This is a genomic window from Acinetobacter amyesii (assembly GCF_002018365.1).
GTDB lineage: Bacteria > Pseudomonadota > Gammaproteobacteria > Pseudomonadales > Moraxellaceae > Acinetobacter > Acinetobacter amyesii.
Window position 1 is genome coordinate 249,081 of the sequence record NZ_MVKX01000002.1, and the last position, 16,938, is coordinate 266,018.

The 16,938-nt window shown below is 43.2% G+C and carries 16 protein-coding genes; 7 read left to right on the forward strand and 9 right to left on the reverse strand.

Features of this window, described 5'->3' with window-relative positions:
• Positions 1 to 73 precede the first annotated feature (73 nt).
• Complete coding sequence (locus B1202_RS04835; RefSeq protein WP_143221576.1) at positions 74 to 1,123, reverse strand: serine hydrolase; 1,050 nt, start codon at positions 1,121 to 1,123, stop codon at positions 74 to 76.
• A 212-nt stretch (positions 1,124 to 1,335) separates the two neighbouring features.
• Between B1202_RS04835 and B1202_RS04840 the strand changes: the two genes are divergently transcribed.
• Genes B1202_RS04840 through B1202_RS04850 form a run of 3 tightly spaced genes read left to right on the forward strand, consistent with a single transcriptional unit; the run spans position 1,336 to position 5,006 of the window.
• Positions 1,336 to 1,971, forward strand: a complete 636-nt coding sequence (locus B1202_RS04840) for a response regulator (RefSeq protein ID WP_078189449.1) — start codon at positions 1,336 to 1,338, stop codon at positions 1,969 to 1,971.
• Positions 1,972 to 1,993: 22 nt separating this feature from the next.
• On the forward strand, positions 1,994 to 3,559 hold the full coding sequence (locus tag B1202_RS04845; protein WP_078189450.1) for a sensor histidine kinase: 1,566 nt from the start codon (positions 1,994 to 1,996) through the stop codon (positions 3,557 to 3,559).
• Between the two features lie 19 nt (positions 3,560 to 3,578).
• A complete protein-coding gene (locus B1202_RS04850; protein ID WP_078189451.1) occupies positions 3,579 to 5,006 on the forward strand; it encodes a sigma-54-dependent transcriptional regulator in 1,428 nt (475 codons plus the stop codon).
• 22 nt (positions 5,007 to 5,028) lie between these two features.
• Here B1202_RS04850 and B1202_RS04855 read toward each other — a convergent pair whose 3' ends face one another.
• From B1202_RS04855 to lptF, 4 genes are all read right to left on the reverse strand, one after another.
• Complete coding sequence (locus B1202_RS04855; protein WP_078189452.1) at positions 5,029 to 6,204, reverse strand: S41 family peptidase; 1,176 nt, start codon at positions 6,202 to 6,204, stop codon at positions 5,029 to 5,031.
• Between the two features lie 17 nt (positions 6,205 to 6,221).
• Complete coding sequence (gene gpmI / locus B1202_RS04860) at positions 6,222 to 7,769, reverse strand: 2,3-bisphosphoglycerate-independent phosphoglycerate mutase (RefSeq protein WP_078189453.1); 1,548 nt, start codon at positions 7,767 to 7,769, stop codon at positions 6,222 to 6,224.
• 122 nt (positions 7,770 to 7,891) lie between these two features.
• Positions 7,892 to 8,962: an LPS export ABC transporter permease LptG gene (gene lptG, locus B1202_RS04865; RefSeq protein ID WP_078189454.1), complete on the reverse strand. Its 1,071-nt coding sequence runs from the start codon at positions 8,960 to 8,962 to the stop codon at positions 7,892 to 7,894.
• A gap of 1 nt (position 8,963) precedes the next feature.
• Positions 8,964 to 10,064, reverse strand: a complete 1,101-nt coding sequence (gene lptF, locus B1202_RS04870; protein WP_078189455.1) for an LPS export ABC transporter permease LptF — start codon at positions 10,062 to 10,064, stop codon at positions 8,964 to 8,966.
• A 159-nt stretch (positions 10,065 to 10,223) separates the two neighbouring features.
• Between lptF and B1202_RS04875 the strand changes: the two genes are divergently transcribed.
• The 4 genes from B1202_RS04875 (at position 10,224) to B1202_RS04890 (ending at position 13,111) form a co-directional block, all read left to right on the forward strand.
• Positions 10,224 to 11,672, forward strand: a complete 1,449-nt coding sequence (locus tag B1202_RS04875) for a leucyl aminopeptidase (RefSeq protein WP_078189456.1) — start codon at positions 10,224 to 10,226, stop codon at positions 11,670 to 11,672.
• Positions 11,665 to 12,072 (forward strand): DNA polymerase III subunit chi, encoded by a 408-nt coding sequence (locus B1202_RS04880; protein WP_078189457.1) that lies wholly within the window; start codon positions 11,665 to 11,667, stop codon positions 12,070 to 12,072. The genes B1202_RS04875 and B1202_RS04880 overlap by 8 nt, the downstream gene beginning before the upstream one ends.
• Positions 12,073 to 12,111: 39 nt before the next feature.
• Complete coding sequence (locus B1202_RS04885; protein ID WP_078189458.1) at positions 12,112 to 12,750, forward strand: hypothetical protein; 639 nt, start codon at positions 12,112 to 12,114, stop codon at positions 12,748 to 12,750.
• 142 nt (positions 12,751 to 12,892) lie between these two features.
• Positions 12,893 to 13,111 carry a hypothetical protein gene (locus B1202_RS04890; RefSeq protein ID WP_078189459.1) on the forward strand — a complete coding sequence of 73 codons (219 nt, stop codon included), beginning with the start codon at positions 12,893 to 12,895 and terminating at the stop codon, positions 13,109 to 13,111.
• A gap of 61 nt (positions 13,112 to 13,172) precedes the next feature.
• On the opposite strand, the gene B1202_RS04895 is transcribed toward B1202_RS04890, so the two are convergent.
• The 4 genes from B1202_RS04895 to ribD form a co-directional block, all read right to left on the reverse strand.
• Complete coding sequence (locus tag B1202_RS04895) at positions 13,173 to 13,718, reverse strand: VTT domain-containing protein (RefSeq protein ID WP_078189460.1); 546 nt, start codon at positions 13,716 to 13,718, stop codon at positions 13,173 to 13,175.
• Between the two features lie 112 nt (positions 13,719 to 13,830).
• Positions 13,831 to 14,490: a riboflavin synthase gene (locus B1202_RS04900; protein WP_078189461.1), complete on the reverse strand. Its 660-nt coding sequence runs from the start codon at positions 14,488 to 14,490 to the stop codon at positions 13,831 to 13,833.
• Positions 14,491 to 14,524: 34 nt separating this feature from the next.
• Positions 14,525 to 15,817: a DNA adenine methylase gene (locus tag B1202_RS04905; RefSeq protein WP_078189462.1), complete on the reverse strand. Its 1,293-nt coding sequence runs from the start codon at positions 15,815 to 15,817 to the stop codon at positions 14,525 to 14,527.
• Complete coding sequence (ribD, locus tag B1202_RS04910) at positions 15,814 to 16,917, reverse strand: bifunctional diaminohydroxyphosphoribosylaminopyrimidine deaminase/5-amino-6-(5-phosphoribosylamino)uracil reductase RibD (RefSeq protein WP_078189463.1); 1,104 nt, start codon at positions 16,915 to 16,917, stop codon at positions 15,814 to 15,816. Before ribD ends, B1202_RS04905 begins: the two co-directional genes overlap by 4 nt.
• Between the last annotated feature and the right edge of the window lie 21 nt (positions 16,918 to 16,938).

The following is a 16,938-nucleotide window of genomic DNA, read 5'->3' on the forward strand; positions in this document are numbered from 1 at the left end:
TCTTGCATTCACTTCAGCATTTAAACGTTGAGTAAATCTAAATACTGAAAGAATAAAAAATCTGAAATCTTGTTTAAATACGTTTTGGTAACTGGCTCGCCCAGTTCATTAAACGCGTCGCATCATTGGTTCGTGCGACTGAAGAATCCGCACCCAATAACACCACCACCGCTGGACGGTTATTCAGTGTAGTATGCATCACTACACAGCGCCCTGCTTCATTGATATAACCCGTTTTTGAAATATTAATATTCCAACCGCCATTACGTACTAAAGCATTGGTATTGTTTGATTTCAACACGCGGTAGCCCAAATTAAAGTCATAACTTGGTGTGGTTGAAAATTGGCGAATCAAACCATACTGCGAAGCGGTATTCACCAAAATCCCCAAGTCACGTGCCGAAGCGACATTACCAGGGTGCAAACCTGTCGATTCCATATAATGTGTCGAATTCATCCCCAATGAGCGTGCTTTCGCATTCATCGCTGAAATAAATGCAGAACGACCACCTGGATAAGTACGTGCTAATGCCGAAGCCGCTGGGTTTTCAGATTTCATTAAAGCAAATAGTAAAGCTTCTGCACGGTTCATGCTGTCGCCAGCACGCAGCGTTGAACTTGAACTTTTACAGCCTGAACATGAAAAATCAGCCTGTTGTAAGGTAATTTTTTCCGACATGTTTAATCGGGCATCTGAAATCACAACTGCTGTCATCAGTTTGGTAATCGATGCAATCGGTAAAGCGGTATTACTATTTTTGCTATACAGCACCTCACCGGTTTGACCATCCATAACCAATGCCGCACGTGCATTTACAGAAGGCTGACCTGCGTATTGATTGGTATCAATGATACGGACCGTCTTCGATGGTGTCGCCTGTACCACACCGCCTGTGCTACGCACAGACGTGGTCACTTTCGTTGACCCCTGAGGAGATGGCTCTTCAGCGTTATAAGACACGTCACCGTTGAGTAACTGGTTTGCATCCTCAGATGACCAGCTAATATTTGACTGCTGATTTGCAGCACTATTCATCACAATTTCAGCAGAACTGAAACTGCTCATACTGAATAAAATTGACATGCCCAAAACGTGCATGAAGGATTTATTTAATTTTTTCACCATTGCTCACTCAACTCAGGATACTAAACATTTGCGCAAGACCAGCAATATGCCGTACATTGGTCACAACTACGAACATTTTTTGCTCACACATTGTGTATGAAGTTTTTCATTTCATATAAGAATAGGATTGCTAATTTTGTCGTTTCATTGCAAGCTTATTTTGCTTTATGTAACAAAAAAAACAGATTTTGACTTGAGGGAGAGTGTAGGTGATCACAGTTTTGGTGGTAGATGACCATGAATTAGTCCGTACTGGTATTTGCCGTATGCTCGAAGACCATGCAGATGTCCAAGTCATTGGACAAGCCGAATCTGGTGAAGATGCGATTACACTTGTTCGCCAACACCATCCGAATGTCGTTTTATTAGATGTCAATATGCCCGGGATCGGGGGTGTAGAAACCACACGTCGCCTACTCCAAACAGCGCCAGATACAAAAGTCCTCGCAGTCAGTGGACTTGCTGAAGAACCCTACCCGTCTTTATTGTTAAAAGCAGGCGCCAAAGGCTATATCACTAAAGGTGCACCAGTCACTGAAATGGTCCGTGCGATTAATAAAGTGATGCAAGGTGGCAAATATTTCAGTGCAGACATTGCGGAACAACTGGCCAGCTCATATTTGTCTGATACCCAACAATCGCCTTTTGATGCCCTGTCTGAGCGTGAAATGCAAGTTGCCATGATGGTGGTCAATTGTATTAGTGCACAAGAAATTTCTGATAAATTATTTGTTAGCGTTAAAACAGTGAATACCTACCGTTACCGCATTTTTGAAAAACTGAATATTGATAGTGATGTCAAACTAACTCACTTGGCGATTCGCTACGGGTTAATCAAACCTTAACACAACGTACATCCTGTTACTTATGACACAGCGTTCAATTCATAGTGAATTGAACCAGTATCATTTGGGCCTTTGGTACAGTGCTTATCGCTTTATCATCAGTGCCTGTCTGTTACTGGTCTTTTTACTCACCTACACTCAACTCAGTTCAGATTATGAATACCCACGTTTATACCTATATGTATTGACGATTTATTTGCTGTTTACCAGCATTCAATTCATGTCGCTTGGACGCTTCAAAGTCCGTATTCCGAATCAGTTGCTGCTGTTATTCATTGTAGATGTCATTTCGCTGAGCTTACTGACCTTAGCTATCGATGGACCCAATTTACATTTGAGTTTACTGTTTGTGATTACGATTTTTGCAGCATCCCTGTTATTAGATGCCCAAAAAGCTTTGGTCATCACCCTCATCGCTGTGATTTGCGTGGTGTATCAACTGTTTTTAGGTTCAATTCTTGAATTTACCTCACTCAAAAATTTAACCAACAGTGCGATTTTGGCTTTTTTATTTTGTGTGGTGTATGGCAGTGCGCAAATTGCCGTGAAACGTTTTCAGTTACTAGAAAATCTGAATTTTTCGCAATCCTTAGAACTACATCGACTACAAAATATTAACCGCTATATTTTAGAACAAATTGATACAGGCTATTTAGTATTGGATGAAAACTGTCATGTGGTGCTGAGTAATCCTGCTGCTTGCCATTTACTCGGCATGCCAAATTCTTATCATCATGATCAATATCCACTGTATACCACGCAGCCCGACTTATTTGAATTACTCAAGTTTGAAGATTTAAAAAGCGGGGAAAAATTCCAATTTGAATCGCAACAAAGCCAGTACCACATTCAGGTACTCGTACAAAAACTCGTTGTGCCGCATCAAATGCTGACCTTGCTGATTTTACAAGATGCACAAAAACTCAATCAGCAAGTGCAACAATTAAAATTAGCCGCTTTAGGGCAACTCTCCGCCAGTATTGCCCACGAAATTCGCAATCCTTTAGCCGCAATTGTGCATGCCAATGATTTATATCCGCAAAGTGATACCGAACAACAGCACATGTTGAATCATATGATTTCACGTCAAGCAGTGCGGATTGACCGAATTATTCAAGACACCCTAAATATGGTGCGTAATAAGGAAACCCATCCTACTCGTCTGAATTTAGAACAATTTTTACCGCTGTTCCTGCAAGAAGATCTGGCAGACATTCAACAGAACATTCGGCTCAATGTGCAAGCCAAAACCTTAATCGATTTTGATGAGGCACAGTTCAGACAAATTTTAATCAACCTAATTCGTAATGCGATTCGTCATAACAATCCGGACATGTCGTATATCGAAGTGGTGGCGCGTATAGATCAGAAAAAAGTCCAGATCGATGTCCGAGATTTCGGCAATGGGGTTGCTTTGCAAAACCGCGCACAGTTATTTCAACCATTTTTTAGTACCGAAATTACTGGAACTGGTTTAGGATTATATCTTGCTCATAGCTTCTGTGAAGCGAATCAAGCACAGCTTTCCTATGTAGAACAAAAACAGGGAGCTTGCTTTAGGATTGAGTGCTTACAAGCTGTTATTTAATTGTTTTTAGGGGAAAACTGTGGATTCACAACCACTGGTATTGTTAGTTGATGACGAAGAAGACTTATGTATGCTGATGCAAATGTCTTTATCAAGGATGGGGGTTAAAACGCATGTCGCACATCGCCTCGACGAAGCTAAAAAATCCTTGTCTACCTATAGCTACGATGCCTGCCTAACCGACCTCAACTTACCCGATGGTAATGGTCTACAGCTCTTAGATTGGATGAATGAACACTGTCCTACCCTGCCCGTTGCTGTGCTAACAGCCTATGGCAACATGGACATTGCCATTGCCGCATTAAAGGCGGGAGCATTCGATTTTGTCAGCAAACCGATCAATCCAAAACATCTTGAACAACTGCTACAAAAAGCCCTGAATAAGCCTTTGGCCGAAGACATTACTTCGCAAGATGCTTTAGAGCATAAAATGTTAATTGGTGAATCGCTCCCAATCCAGCAATTGCGTCGAACCTTAAAGAAAATTGCACGTTCACAAGCACCTGTTTTTATTACGGGTGAATCTGGTACGGGTAAAGAGGTCGTGGCCAATCTGGTTCACCGTTTAAGCAACCGTAATGAAGGACCCTTTATTGCCATTAACTGCGGGGCAATTCCGACAGAGTTAATGGAAAGTGAACTTTTTGGCCATAAAAAAGGCAGCTTTAGTGGTGCCACCCAAGACAAGCAAGGTCTGATTCAATCTGCACATGGCGGTAGCTTATTTCTGGACGAAATTGCCGAATTACCTTTAGCCATGCAAGTTAAACTGCTACGCGCAGTACAGGAAAAACGTATTCGTCCTGTGGGTTCAGACTGTGAAATTGACGTTGATTTCCGTGTGATCAGTGCCAGTCATCAGGACTTAGAAGCTCTCGTCCAACAAGGTCGCTTCCGCCAAGATTTATTTTTCCGCATCCATGTGATGGATATTGTGTTGCCTGCCTTACGTGAACGTGGCGACGATATCCTCTTATTGGCGCAACATTTTATTCAAAAAATTAGTCATGAATGGGAAATTGCCACTAAGCCTCTGACTGAACGAGCGAAAAATTTCCTACTCAGCCAATATTATCCGGGCAATGTTCGTGAACTCCGCAATATTATCGAACGTGCCATGACCCTCTGCGATGATGAGCAAATTGATCTTCAACATCTGCAAAGTGCGCCATTAAGACAACCGAGTGCTCAGTTCAATTCATCTCCAACAACAAATGAATCTGCTCAGCTGGGTACAACCAGCAACGAACAAAGTGTCGTTCCTCGTAAACTGCCTGAAGAAGGTTTAGAGCTCTTTTTAGAAAATATCGAAAAAGAAGTGCTCATGAATGCGTTGAATCTCACCCACTGGAACCGAACCCTTGCCGCAAAAAAATTAGGCATGTCATTCCGTTCATTGCGCTATCGTTTGAAAAAATTCGGCTTAGATACCGAAGACGAAGAGTAAAAGCTTTCCAACGTATTGCTGTTTATTTTTGATTCAGCAATAACTCTGCAACATGATCGACATAGTGATCTTCACGTGCATCATGTTGCAGCGGATAGTTATAGTCTGGCTGCACCCCAATTCCTTCAATCATTTTGCCATTCGGGGTCAGATATTGTGACACAGTCATTTGTAAAGCTGCACCATTACTCAATGGAAATAGCTTTTGAACCACACCTTTACCATAACTTTTCTCACCCGCTACCCATGCACGTTTATGCTCTTTTAATGCTGCGGTAAAGACCTCTGCGGCAGAAGCAGAACGATTGTTGATTAAGATGCCGACTTTCATATTTTGAAATTCAAAACTCGGTAAAGCCTGAAACTGTTGGTCACCCTCAGATCGACTTCGAGTCGACACAATAATGCCCTGATTCAAAAATAAATCGGCAGACTCTACTGCTGCGGACAGTAACCCCCCGGGGTTATTTCTTAAATCAAACAATACGGCTTTGACACGCGAACCATGACTTTCAATTAAACGCTTTATTTCATTGGCTGTATCTTGTTGAAAAACTTTAACGTGTAAAACTAAAACCTGATTATTTAATAATTTAGATTCTATATCTGTTTCAACTTTAGTGTTTCTGACCAAATTGATCGGTTGACTTGCAGTTATCAACTGTAGATTCAGCGTCGAGCCGATACTGCCGGTAAGCAGGTGTCGCACTTGATCTTGATTGAGTTTTTTGAGTTCTTGATCATCAATTTTAAACACCGCTGCGCCATTTTTCAGACCTAGCTTTGCTGAATCGGCATCAGGCTTTAAATTGGTGATGACCCATTGCTGTAAGCCTGCATCAAAACGCAAATTGAAATCGACACTCGCAATATCCCCTTCGGTGTATTGCAAAAGCTGCTTATAGTCTTCAGGTGAAAGATATCGTGAATAACGGTCTAAACCACTGACCATGCCCTTGATGGCTTGTTGGAATAATGTATCGTCATTTTTTTCAACTACATAATTTTCTTTGACAATGCCATAGATCTGAACAAATTGTTGGATCGATTCGACAGGTACTTCGGCATAACTTTGTTCATAGCTGCCATCAAATTCATCGAAAGCCGACTTTGCTTTGTCGGCTCCCCATGTCGAATGACTAGAACACAGCAGCAAGGCTGTAAGGCTTACAACTGACGTCCAGTGTGCTTTAGTCATTCATGCTTCCTTACATTTTAAGCTTCAAGAGTAATCAAGTTACGACCTTGCATTTCTGTTGGTACAGGAATGTGCATAAGAGTTAAAAGTGTCGGCGCTACGTCAGCCAAAACACCACCTTCTGCAATTGTTGCATTGGTCGGGCCAACATAGATAAACGGCACAAGTTCAGTGGTATGTTGAGTATGCACCTGACCACTTTGGTAATCCTGCATTTGCTCTACGTTACCATGATCGGCAGTCACTAGCATGTGCCCTTTATTTGCCATTACAGCTTCATACACACGACCTAGGCACGTGTCTACGGCTTCAACTGCTTTGACTGCTGCATCAAATACACCAGTATGGCCAACCATATCACCATTGGCATAGTTCACTACCAATAAGTCGTACTCACCTGAATTAATTGCAGCAACCAATTCATCAGTGACTTCATAAGCACTCATTTCTGGTTTTAAATCATAGGTCGCAACGTTTGGTGATGGAATCAAAATACGTTTTTCACCCGGATATTCATCTTCACGACCACCACTGAAGAAGAAGGTCACGTGTGCATATTTTTCAGTTTCAGCAATACGCAGTTGTGTTTTACCCAAATTAGACAGGTATTCACCAATCGAGTTATGCAACGCTTCTGGCATATAAGCCACAGGTGCATCAATTGTCGCTTGGTAACGTGTCAACATGACAAATTTTGATAAAGCGGGAACCACTTTACGTTCAAAACCTGCAAAATCTTTTTCCACAAATGCTTTGGTAATTTCACGCGCACGGTCAGCACGGAAGTTCATAAAAACAACGCTATCACCATCTTGAATCGGTGCTAAATCACCAATACGCGTCGCTTTCACAAACTCATCTGATTCTTCAGCGGCATAAGCCTGCTCTAGACCTTCAACAGCAGTCGCTGCCGTACGCACTGCTTCACCTTCAGTTAAAAGACGATAGGCTTGCTCAACACGATCCCAACGGTTGTCACGATCCATTGCAAAGTAGCGACCAATCATGGTGGCAATACGACCTTGATCCGGATACTGAGCAAACAGCGCATCTAATTTTTCAAGCGAAGGTTGTGCGCTTTTTGGTGGCGTATCACGACCATCAAGGAATGCATGAAGATACACTTTTGCACCACGTTTTAATGCCAATTCAGCCATCGCCACAATGTGATCTTCATGTGAATGCACACCACCTTCAGACAACAAGCCCATGATATGTACAGCACGATCTGCAGCTTTGGCTTTTTCAACCGCATCGACTAAAACATCATGTTCAAAGAACGCACCGGTACGAATATCTTTGGTAATACGAGTAAAGTCTTGATACAGCACACGTCCTGCACCAAGGTTCATGTGGCCCACTTCAGAGTTACCCATTTGACCATCAGGTAAACCAACGTCTTCACCAGATCCTGAAATCAATCCATGCGGATGCTTTTCCTGCATTGCAGTCAAGTTTGGTCGTTTTGCTGCTAAAAAGGCATTGTCCTCGACCGCTTCGCGATGACCCACACCATCCATAATTACTAATACGTGTGGGATTTTGCCAGCAGTTGCATCCGTCATAATGAACACTCTTTCGTTTATAAATTAATCATACTATCTTACCGAATTTTCGGTGAAGACTCTATGTGACAACCATGGTTTATCTAGGTCATCAACATTGTTTTACTCAATCTTGCATGCACTTAACGTGCGCGGTGCAGCAGATAGCCACCCGCTACAAACATCAAAATAATTGGTATAAAGACGAACCATGCAGGCGATGGTGCGTACACCAAACTTGCATAACCCAAGAAATCTTGTAAGTAATAAAAGCCCAGTCCAGCAAATAAGGCAATCACCAAGCGGAAACCCATCGACTGTTGACGTAAAGGTCCAAAAATAAATGAACACGCAATCACTACCAAGGCAATTAAAGCAAAGGGCGAACCAAACTTTTGCCAAAACGCCAATTGGTAAGTTTTCGGGACTTGGCTATATTCATGCATATAGCTCATAAAGCTCACCAATTGACTCGGTGATAGGTCTTCAGGGTCAATGGTAACCATATGCACATATTTAGGTTGCAATGCCAATGAAAGCGGCTGTTCAGCATTTTGCTTCGCCACAGCATCACCCGTCGCTAATAGGTCGACTTGGGTTGAATTTTGCAGTGTCCAAGCCCCATTTTTGACAAAATTCCCTTGCTCCGCATCTAAAGTGCCTCGCAAACGATATTTTTCATCAAAATCAACAACCTGAACATCTTTAATTTGACCTTGTGAATTGGCATAGTCAATATAAATAAAGCGTTGGCCTTCACGTGACCAATAGCCTTTGACTTCGCCCAGTTCAGCCGCAGTACGGTGGCTTTTCACGCTTTTGGCTTGTTCATTGGTATAGGGAATGACCCATTCGCTTAATGCAAAGGATAAAACCACCAAAATGAGTGCCGAACGAATCACCCAACCCACAATCCGCCAAAGGCTGATGCCGACCGAACGCATGACAATCAATTCACTGTTTGAAGCTAGAGTCCCTAAACCCAGTACCGCGCCAATCAAGGCTGAAATCGGCAAAATTTCATATAAATAATTCGGTGAACTCCATAACACATACTGCAAAGCATTCCATGCGTTATAGCCTTCTTTCAGCGAGCCCAATTCACCTAAATAAGTAAAAAGCACTTGTAAGCCAGCCAATACCGCTGTCGCACCAAGCATGGCTAAAGCAGTAGTTTTGGTCACATGTTTTGCAACTATACGACGTGCCAACATTTTAAGACCTCACTCGCTGAATTTGTTTCTTAATTTTGGGCGCTAATTTTTGTTTACGCGAGAACAATGCCGCTGCAATGCCGTAAATTACCAATACAAGTGGATAAGCCCCGATGCCCATTTCATCTTTACTGATCCGCGTTTTGATCGCCATTAAAGCCACGATTAAACTGGCAAAAATAAGTAAGGCTGGGAACAATTTCAGGTAACGCCCTTGGCGAGGGCTTACCTCAGACAAAGCAGTGGCAAGCAATAACGCCACCAAAATAGCGAACGGCACAAAGATTCGCCAACCGAGTTCGCTGGCAACCACAGGATCATGGCGGTTATCCCATAACTTCGAGGTTGGTAAAGCTTCTACTTCAGTACTTTCAAATTTTGCTTCTTTATCATTTTCTAAACGTAAACGATAACTTTGAAATTCTGCTTGAGAATAACGCGGTTGCCCCGGATAGATTTCGTAACGGCGGCCTTCAACTAAATCCACCACATTGGCATTGTCATCGGGCACTTCGACGCGGGTCGCTTCCTTCGCCAAAATAATGACATCAGGCTTACCCTCTTTTTCTGCACGCTGATAAAAGAAAATATCTTTTAAGTTTTTACGGTCTTCTGACAAGTCGCCTGCATAAATGGTATAGGGCCCAGAGGAAATAAACTCTTTCGGTCGAACCAAATCAAAGCCAGTTCGTACAGCTTGTGAAGTCGTTAAGGCTTCAAACTGACGGATGCCCCAAGGCGACGCCCACAGCATCAAAAATGCTTGAACAGCCATAAAGACCACGGTCATCGGCACCAATAAACGTGACAATTGATTTCGACTGACACCACTACCATTGAGCACAGCCATTTCATGATCGACATAGAGACGACCAAAGACCAACATCAGACCAATAAAGAAACCGAGCGGAAGAATTAAAGTTAAAAACTCAGGCAAACGGTAGCCAATGATGCTAAATAAAATACTTGCATCTAAACGACCCTGCGCCGCCACACCAAAGTACTTGATCAAACGACCACCCATCATGATCAAGGTCAATAAGGCAATCACAACCAGTGATGTCGACACCACTTGCTTGACCAGATAACGCCGAATAATCAAATTAATTCTTCCAAAAATAGGGCCAATAAAAACTAGCGTTAGTTTACCCGAATGTAGAAAATATAAAACCTATACCCTTGTTGCTCATTGAAACTCTATTCATATAAATGTTTCAATGGTTTAATGGTTTATAAATTTAAAAAGGCATAAATACCGCACATGAAACTTTCTATTAATACGTCATTCCAAGCGAATGCGTCCAGCCAATATTTGTTGATATTAGTAGATTCTGAGCACGTTACAAATGCAGCTACTTCATATCAAATCAATGATTTAGATAATTTAATTGAAGCGACTCAATTTAAAGCAGCACTCAATGAAAGCCTGCCTTTGGTGGCGAACATTGCCGCTTGTCGCAATAGCGCTCTTTTAGGCCTCGGCAAAGTTGCTGAATTACAGGTCAATAAATTTGCAAAAATTGCACAAACCATTATTAAAGCGTCACAAAAAAAATTCAAACAGATCAGTGTCGATATCTCTGCCCTACCACAAGAACAACATTATTTATTTGCACTTAGCCTGACGCAAGCGGCTTATGCATTTGATGAATACAAGTCTAAGAAAAATGAATTTGTTTTGGAGCAGATCCATTTAATCGCTGCTGAAAGTCCATTAACCACTGCACAGCTTGACTTAATTTCTGCAGTACAATCAGGTCAAAGTTTTACCCGTGACCTAGGTAACCGTCCGGGCAATATCTGTTTCCCTGAATATTTGGCTGAACAAGCTCAAGCGCTTGCAGCTGAATTTCCGGATCAACTCAAAGTGACTGTACTCGATGAACAGCAAATGGCTGATCTCGGTATGGGTGCTTTCCTTGCTGTGAGCAAAGGTTCTGACCGTCCAGGCCGTATTATTACCATCGAATACCTTTCAAACCGTGAAGAAGCACCTGTGGTGCTTGTTGGTAAAGGCGTGACTTTTGATACGGGTGGTATCTCACTTAAACCGGGTGCAGGCATGGACGAAATGAAATTCGACATGTGCGGTTCTGCATCAGTTTTGGGTACCATCCGTGCGCTGTGTGAAGCGAAATTGCCGATTCATGTTGTCGGCGCAATTGCTGCTGCAGAAAACATGCCGTCTGGTCATGCCACTCGCCCGGGTGACATCGTGACAACCATGAGCGGTCAAACCGTTGAAATTCTAAATACCGATGCCGAAGGTCGTTTGGTGCTGTGCGATACATTGACCTATGTAAAACGCTTTAACCCTGCACTGGTGATTGATATTGCAACTCTCACTGGTGCATGTGTCGTAGCACTGGGTTCAGTCCTTACCGGTATGTTCACTCCGGATGATGAACTTGCGGCTGAATTGACTGCTGCGGGTCAACATAGCTTTGACCGCGTATGGCGCATGCCCGTGATTGAAGATTATCAAGAACAACTTGATTCTCCATTTGCAGATATTGCTAACATTGGTGGGCCAAAAGCTGGCTCTGTGACCGCTGCATGTTTCCTTCAGCGCTTCACGCGTGAATACCGTTGGGCGCATTTAGACATTGCGGGTACTGCATGGAACTCAGGTGCAAATAAAGGCGCAACCGGTCGTCCTGTACCATTATTAATGCAATTCTTAGCGAATCGTGCTCAAGCGAATGGCTAAAGTTAGCTTTTATTTATTTGAAAAAAGTCCTGAACGACAAGTCGAAAGCACTTGTCGTTTATGCCGTAAGATCCTGCGTCAGCCTGTACGTATTTGGCTACATTGTGCTGACCCAGACTTACAGCAACAACTTGATGAACGCCTGTGGAGTTTCGATCACACAGGTTTCATTCCCCATGGTATCGATCAAGCCGAGGCAACGGTGTGTATTTCTGCCCAATTGCCTGAGCAAGCCGACTGGATTGTGTTTAATTTTAACGATCAAGCACTTGAACAGTTCGCAAGTTTTAGTCACATTATCGAAATTATTGAAAATAACGAACCCGCTAAAATTATCGGGCGTGAAAAATATAAACAATATCGACGTTTGGGCGTTCAACCACAGACCCATAAACTTTAACGTGATATTGGTTTTACCCTATTTGCAAGGAGATGCACCATGGCATTGAATGTCGGTCCAGACTTTAAACAGCGCTGGTTAAAAGTACCTGAAGCTATTCGTCAGACCTTTATTGATGACCTTGGTCGCGTTTGCGATGTACTCAATCCCAGTACAGACATTCAACAATGGCTGGTCAATGACCAACAGCAACAGCAAGTGTCTTTTGACAAAATTGAGTCTGCCTATGCAGATTTGAAAGCACAGCTGATTGAAGATGCTCGTATTCGCAAACAGTTGGCTTTAGAAAAAGCCTTAGAAGAAAAACGTGAAGCTGAACAAGCCTATGCAGAACAACTGAAACGTGACGAAGAGTTACGCTTTGCTGCACAAACGCAAGCGCTCACCATGATGCAGCATAATCTTGATCGTGAAGTACAACACTATGCCGCTCGCTATCATAAAAACCCTGAAACGGGTTTAGCGGGATTAAGCCAAAGCTTATCGGTTAGCGAAGGACAAATGTTGTCAGAACTTGAAAGTGTACGCGTGCGTTTGGAACTTGAGGCAGAAACGCAAATCGAGATGGCCGTCAGTGATTTCCGCGCAAAATTGAAAGCTGCCGCACAAGAAGAAATTGACTATATCTTAGAAAACTCCAATTTTTCGACAGAATCTACATCATCCCAAGCATCTTAAGCCGTCCATCGAAATCTGGTCACTGTCATTAAACTGACATGTATTTGCAACATGATGTTCATATGGCTGAAGCATTGTCCCTCAAAATACAATGCTTCAGGCATCCTAAAAATATAATCATGCATCCAGATGGGAATTCAATATGGACATCATTCACCAGATTACCCAGAAAATATCCTCTCTATCTGCTGGAGAACAATGGGACATTCGTGCCAAAGATCTTTGGCTGAGTCATTCAGACTTTCACAGTATTTCGGTTTATCTCAGCCGAGAATCAGAAAAAGGTGGTTTTAGCATTCAGCAACTGCCCCACAGCTCGATTTTTCAAACCCTTGATGTGGTGACCGTTACAAAACACTAAATTGTCATCTACTCCATAAAAAAGCCCACAACTGTGAGCTTTTTTTATGCCTAAGTTTGGCTTAGACCAAATCTGCAACTGCAGAAACGGTATGTCCTAGGAAATAACCGATACCGAGTAATAATCCAATCCAGATGAAACCACCTAACACGTTATAAAACATAAATGTGCCAAGGCTCATGCGAGCAGACCCAGCAGCAAAAGGCGCAAAAGAACGTACAAAAGGTACAAAGCGTGCGACTAAAATCGTTTTACCACCATGCTTCATAAAATATTTATTGGTTTTGACCATATATTCAGGCTTAAAGTAACGTGTGTGCTTATTAAAGTACTTAATGCCTAACACGCTGCCCGTGTAGTAATTGACGCAGTAGCCCAAGACCGATGCGACAAATAACATCAGCCCCATGGTGTGTAAATGCACCACTTCCGTCGTTGAGCATAATGCGCCGATGGCAAGCAATAGGCTGTCTCCCGGCAGGAAGAACATAAATACTGAACCCGTTTCTGAAAATATCACCAGAAATAAAATGGCATAAATCCACACACCATAATTTTCCAATAACATGGGTAACCACTGTTCCAGATTCAGTAAGAAATCAATCATTATCACCTTTCTGATTATTCATCATATATGTCATTCCGCGACGCATTATCACCAAAAATAAAAAAACAGTCTAATTTTTCAATCAGACTGTTTGGTTTTCTTCGGTATCAACTTATTTCAAGAAGCCATTTTCAGCGAGAAAATCTAAGCTAATTTTAGATTGCGCTGTGGTCTCAGCGGCTTTATCACCAAGCAATAAACGCTCAATATAACGTGCTAAAACATCCACTTCCAAGTTCACTTTAGCCCCAGCCTTCCACGTACCGATATTGGTTCGTTCAGCCGTGTGCGGAATTAAATTTAAGCTCAGCACATTGCCACGTAAATGGTTAATTGTCAGGCTAATACCATCCACGGTCACAGAGCCTTTTTCCGCTAAATAGCGTGCAATTTCTTTCGGTGCGGTCACTTCAAAATAAATAGAACGCGCATCTGAACGAACTTGAGTGATTTCACCCACTGCATCGACATGACCACTGACAATATGTCCACCAAAACGCGTAGTTGGCAACATGGCTTTTTCCACATTCACCGCCTGCCCTGCTTTCCAGTGTTCCAAGGTGGTCCGATTTAAACTTTCACGTGAAACATCGGCTGCATACCAATTACTGCCAAAGTCGGTCACAGTTAAGCAAATACCATTGGTGGCAATCGAGTCCCCCAAATGCACATCCGACATGTCTAAATCTGTCTGGATACGCAAGCGGACATCGCCACCCACGTTTTGAATGCTTTCAACTTTACCTAGACTTTCAATAATGCCTGTAAACATGTTCAATCCCTGAAAAATATGGGGGCGATGATTTTTACCACAAATCAAGTTGCGTACTCACACCAGAGGTATCGACACCACCCAATTCTGCAAAATGGTGCAATTGACTCAACAACTGACGGATCGGTGGACCTGATTTGGCATGCGTATCCGTGATAACAATAAACTCTAGTACGCGTGCACGTTCAGACTGACGCTGCTTACTCACGCGGTAACGTGGTACATCTTGCGTCAATAAGCTTACTCGGCCACGTTTTAAATTGGCTTGTAATAAATCTGTGGCGCTGATATTACCATCGGTTGAATAGCTCGTCAGGATGTAACGTGCATTGATGGTTTCTAATAATTTTTCATAAGCTTCTTTCGCATGCTTCGAAGAATTATATGGACTTGGACGTTCTTTACGCCATGCCCGGTCGATTCCACTCTTAAAGCCTTTGGTATCTGGCGTTGGTAAATCCACCTGATCCCATAACGTTAAGGCATTCAACACATGGTAGTTACTGCTATAAGCATGTTGGTTATATGGTGGATCGAGATAAGCCACATCTACTTCAAAGCCACTCATTTGATTGGCCAAATGCTGTGCGTCGACACACCACATTTCAGCGGCGGGTTTTTTCGGATCACCAATTTCACAAAAACGACTTGGGGTCAGCCATAACAAAGAGCCGATACGATCTAAGGCTGCTTGGGTTTTACCACCCCAACCATGATGGAAGCTTTTAAATACACCGCTGGTATTGCTGACAAAACTTGCTGAGTACAATAACGGCGCCAACAATGCACTCATTTCCACATCATCAATCGCGCCTTGAGCCTGCCAAGTTGCAATTTGCTGACGAATCGCATCGATACGCATACCATTACGACGTTTAAAGAATAAACGGTCACGTGCCGGATCGTAGATTTCATCATTCCGTGGACACAAGTTATGGGTCACCCAACCTTTCACTTCTGGCAAACGGTTCAGATAATCTATGGCTTTCTGATAGCCACCCAACTCTTTAAACGCAGGTGCTTCAACGCAAGAGAGAATCGCGCTGTTCAAGGCATGGCTGTAGGGTTCCCAGTCATTGGCAATAACACGATAGCCGTTTTGACGTGCCAACCGTGACACCACACCCGAACCTGCAAAAAAGTCAGCAAATATCGGCGCACGGCCATCTTCGCGTTTTAAGGTTCCCGTTTGCTCAAGTGCTTCTAAAATCAGATGTAATAGACGGCGTTTGTTTCCCAAATAAGGAACCAACTGATGGAAAAGATATTCGTCTGTGGTACGAGCCGCATGACGACGTTTGTGATAAACCGTAGACTCTGAATTCATAGCGTCTCTTGAGAAGGGATTAACCTTAAGCGAATGTCATCACCCAATTGAGTGACATCTTTCAGCTTAAATCGAAGCTGCTCTGCCATGCGGTCAAAATCCGCATTAAACATCGCACGTGCTGACTGACCCAACAAGGTCGGTGCAACATAACTGATCATTTCATCGATCAAATGTTCTTGTAAGAAAGCGGTCGAAAGTGTCGCACCGGCTTCAACAAGGACATCATAAATTTGGAACTGTTGAACGCATGCTGCTAACAGATCGGCCAAAGGCTGAATTTCAAATTGTACCACGCCCAAGTCAGCAAGTTCCTGACGATATGGCCCCATGACCATCACGGTTTCAGGTTGCTGCAATATTTTTGCAGTTAATGGCAAGCGGCCTTGGCGATCTAGCACGATACGTTTCGGCTGCACCACGTTACGCATGTCATCATCGTCATCGAGCTGACGTACGTTGAGTAAGCAATCATCGGCTAATACCGTTTCAATCCCAGTGATTACGGCACCAGAGATCGCACGCCAATGCTGTACATCTTGTCGCGCCATTGCACCGGTAATCCATTTAGACTCACCCGAGGCCATGGCTGTGCGTCCATCAAGGCTCGATGCGACTTTGAGGCGGACATAAGGCATGCCCGTCGCCATGGCTTTTAAAAAGCCCAAGTTCAATTGATGCGCTTCTGCTTCACAAATACCCGTAATGACTTCAATGCTAGCATCACGTAGGATTTGTACACCTTTACCCGCAACCAATGGATTGGGATCGGGACAGGCCACAACGACTTGAGCAACACCTGCTTCCACCAAACCTTTGGCACAAGGTGGCGTACGTCCATAGTGTGCGCAAGGCTCCAAAGTCACATAAGCGGTTGCGCCACGTGCGGCCTCACCTGCATCACGCATTGCAAAGACTTCTGCATGCGGCTGACCCGCTTTGGGATGAAAGCCTTCACCAACCAATTGACCATCTTTGACAATCACACAGCCCACATTGGGATTGGGACGAGTGCTGTATTGCCCCTGCTGTGCCAATGCAATTGCACGCCGCATCCACTGTTGATGCTGCTGCAAAGTCACTTGATCTAACTCAGACATGTAATCACTCATGATAAAAAT

Excerpts from the sequence above, each read along its gene's own strand:
- B1202_RS04845 (WP_078189450.1), top strand. The coding sequence starts at position 1,994 with ATGACACAGCGTTCAATTCATAGTGAATTGAACCAGTATCATTTGGGC.
- B1202_RS04855 (WP_078189452.1), bottom strand. The coding sequence starts at position 6,204 with ATGACTAAAGCACACTGGACGTCAGTTGTAAGCCTTACAGCCTTGCTG.
- gpmI (WP_078189453.1), bottom strand. The coding sequence starts at position 7,769 with ATGACGGATGCAACTGCTGGCAAAATCCCACACGTATTAGTAATTATG.
- lptG (WP_078189454.1), bottom strand. The coding sequence starts at position 8,962 with ATGTTGGCACGTCGTATAGTTGCAAAACATGTGACCAAAACTACTGCT.
- B1202_RS04875 (WP_078189456.1), top strand. The coding sequence starts at position 10,224 with ATGAAACTTTCTATTAATACGTCATTCCAAGCGAATGCGTCCAGCCAA.
- B1202_RS04880 (WP_078189457.1), top strand. The coding sequence starts at position 11,665 with ATGGCTAAAGTTAGCTTTTATTTATTTGAAAAAAGTCCTGAACGACAA.
- B1202_RS04885 (WP_078189458.1), top strand. The coding sequence starts at position 12,112 with ATGGCATTGAATGTCGGTCCAGACTTTAAACAGCGCTGGTTAAAAGTA.
- B1202_RS04890 (WP_078189459.1), top strand. The coding sequence starts at position 12,893 with ATGGACATCATTCACCAGATTACCCAGAAAATATCCTCTCTATCTGCT.
- B1202_RS04895 (WP_078189460.1), bottom strand. The coding sequence starts at position 13,718 with ATGATTGATTTCTTACTGAATCTGGAACAGTGGTTACCCATGTTATTG.
- B1202_RS04900 (WP_078189461.1), bottom strand. The coding sequence starts at position 14,490 with ATGTTTACAGGCATTATTGAAAGTCTAGGTAAAGTTGAAAGCATTCAA.
- B1202_RS04905 (WP_078189462.1), bottom strand. The coding sequence starts at position 15,817 with ATGAATTCAGAGTCTACGGTTTATCACAAACGTCGTCATGCGGCTCGT.
- ribD (WP_078189463.1), bottom strand. The coding sequence starts at position 16,917 with ATGTCTGAGTTAGATCAAGTGACTTTGCAGCAGCATCAACAGTGGATG.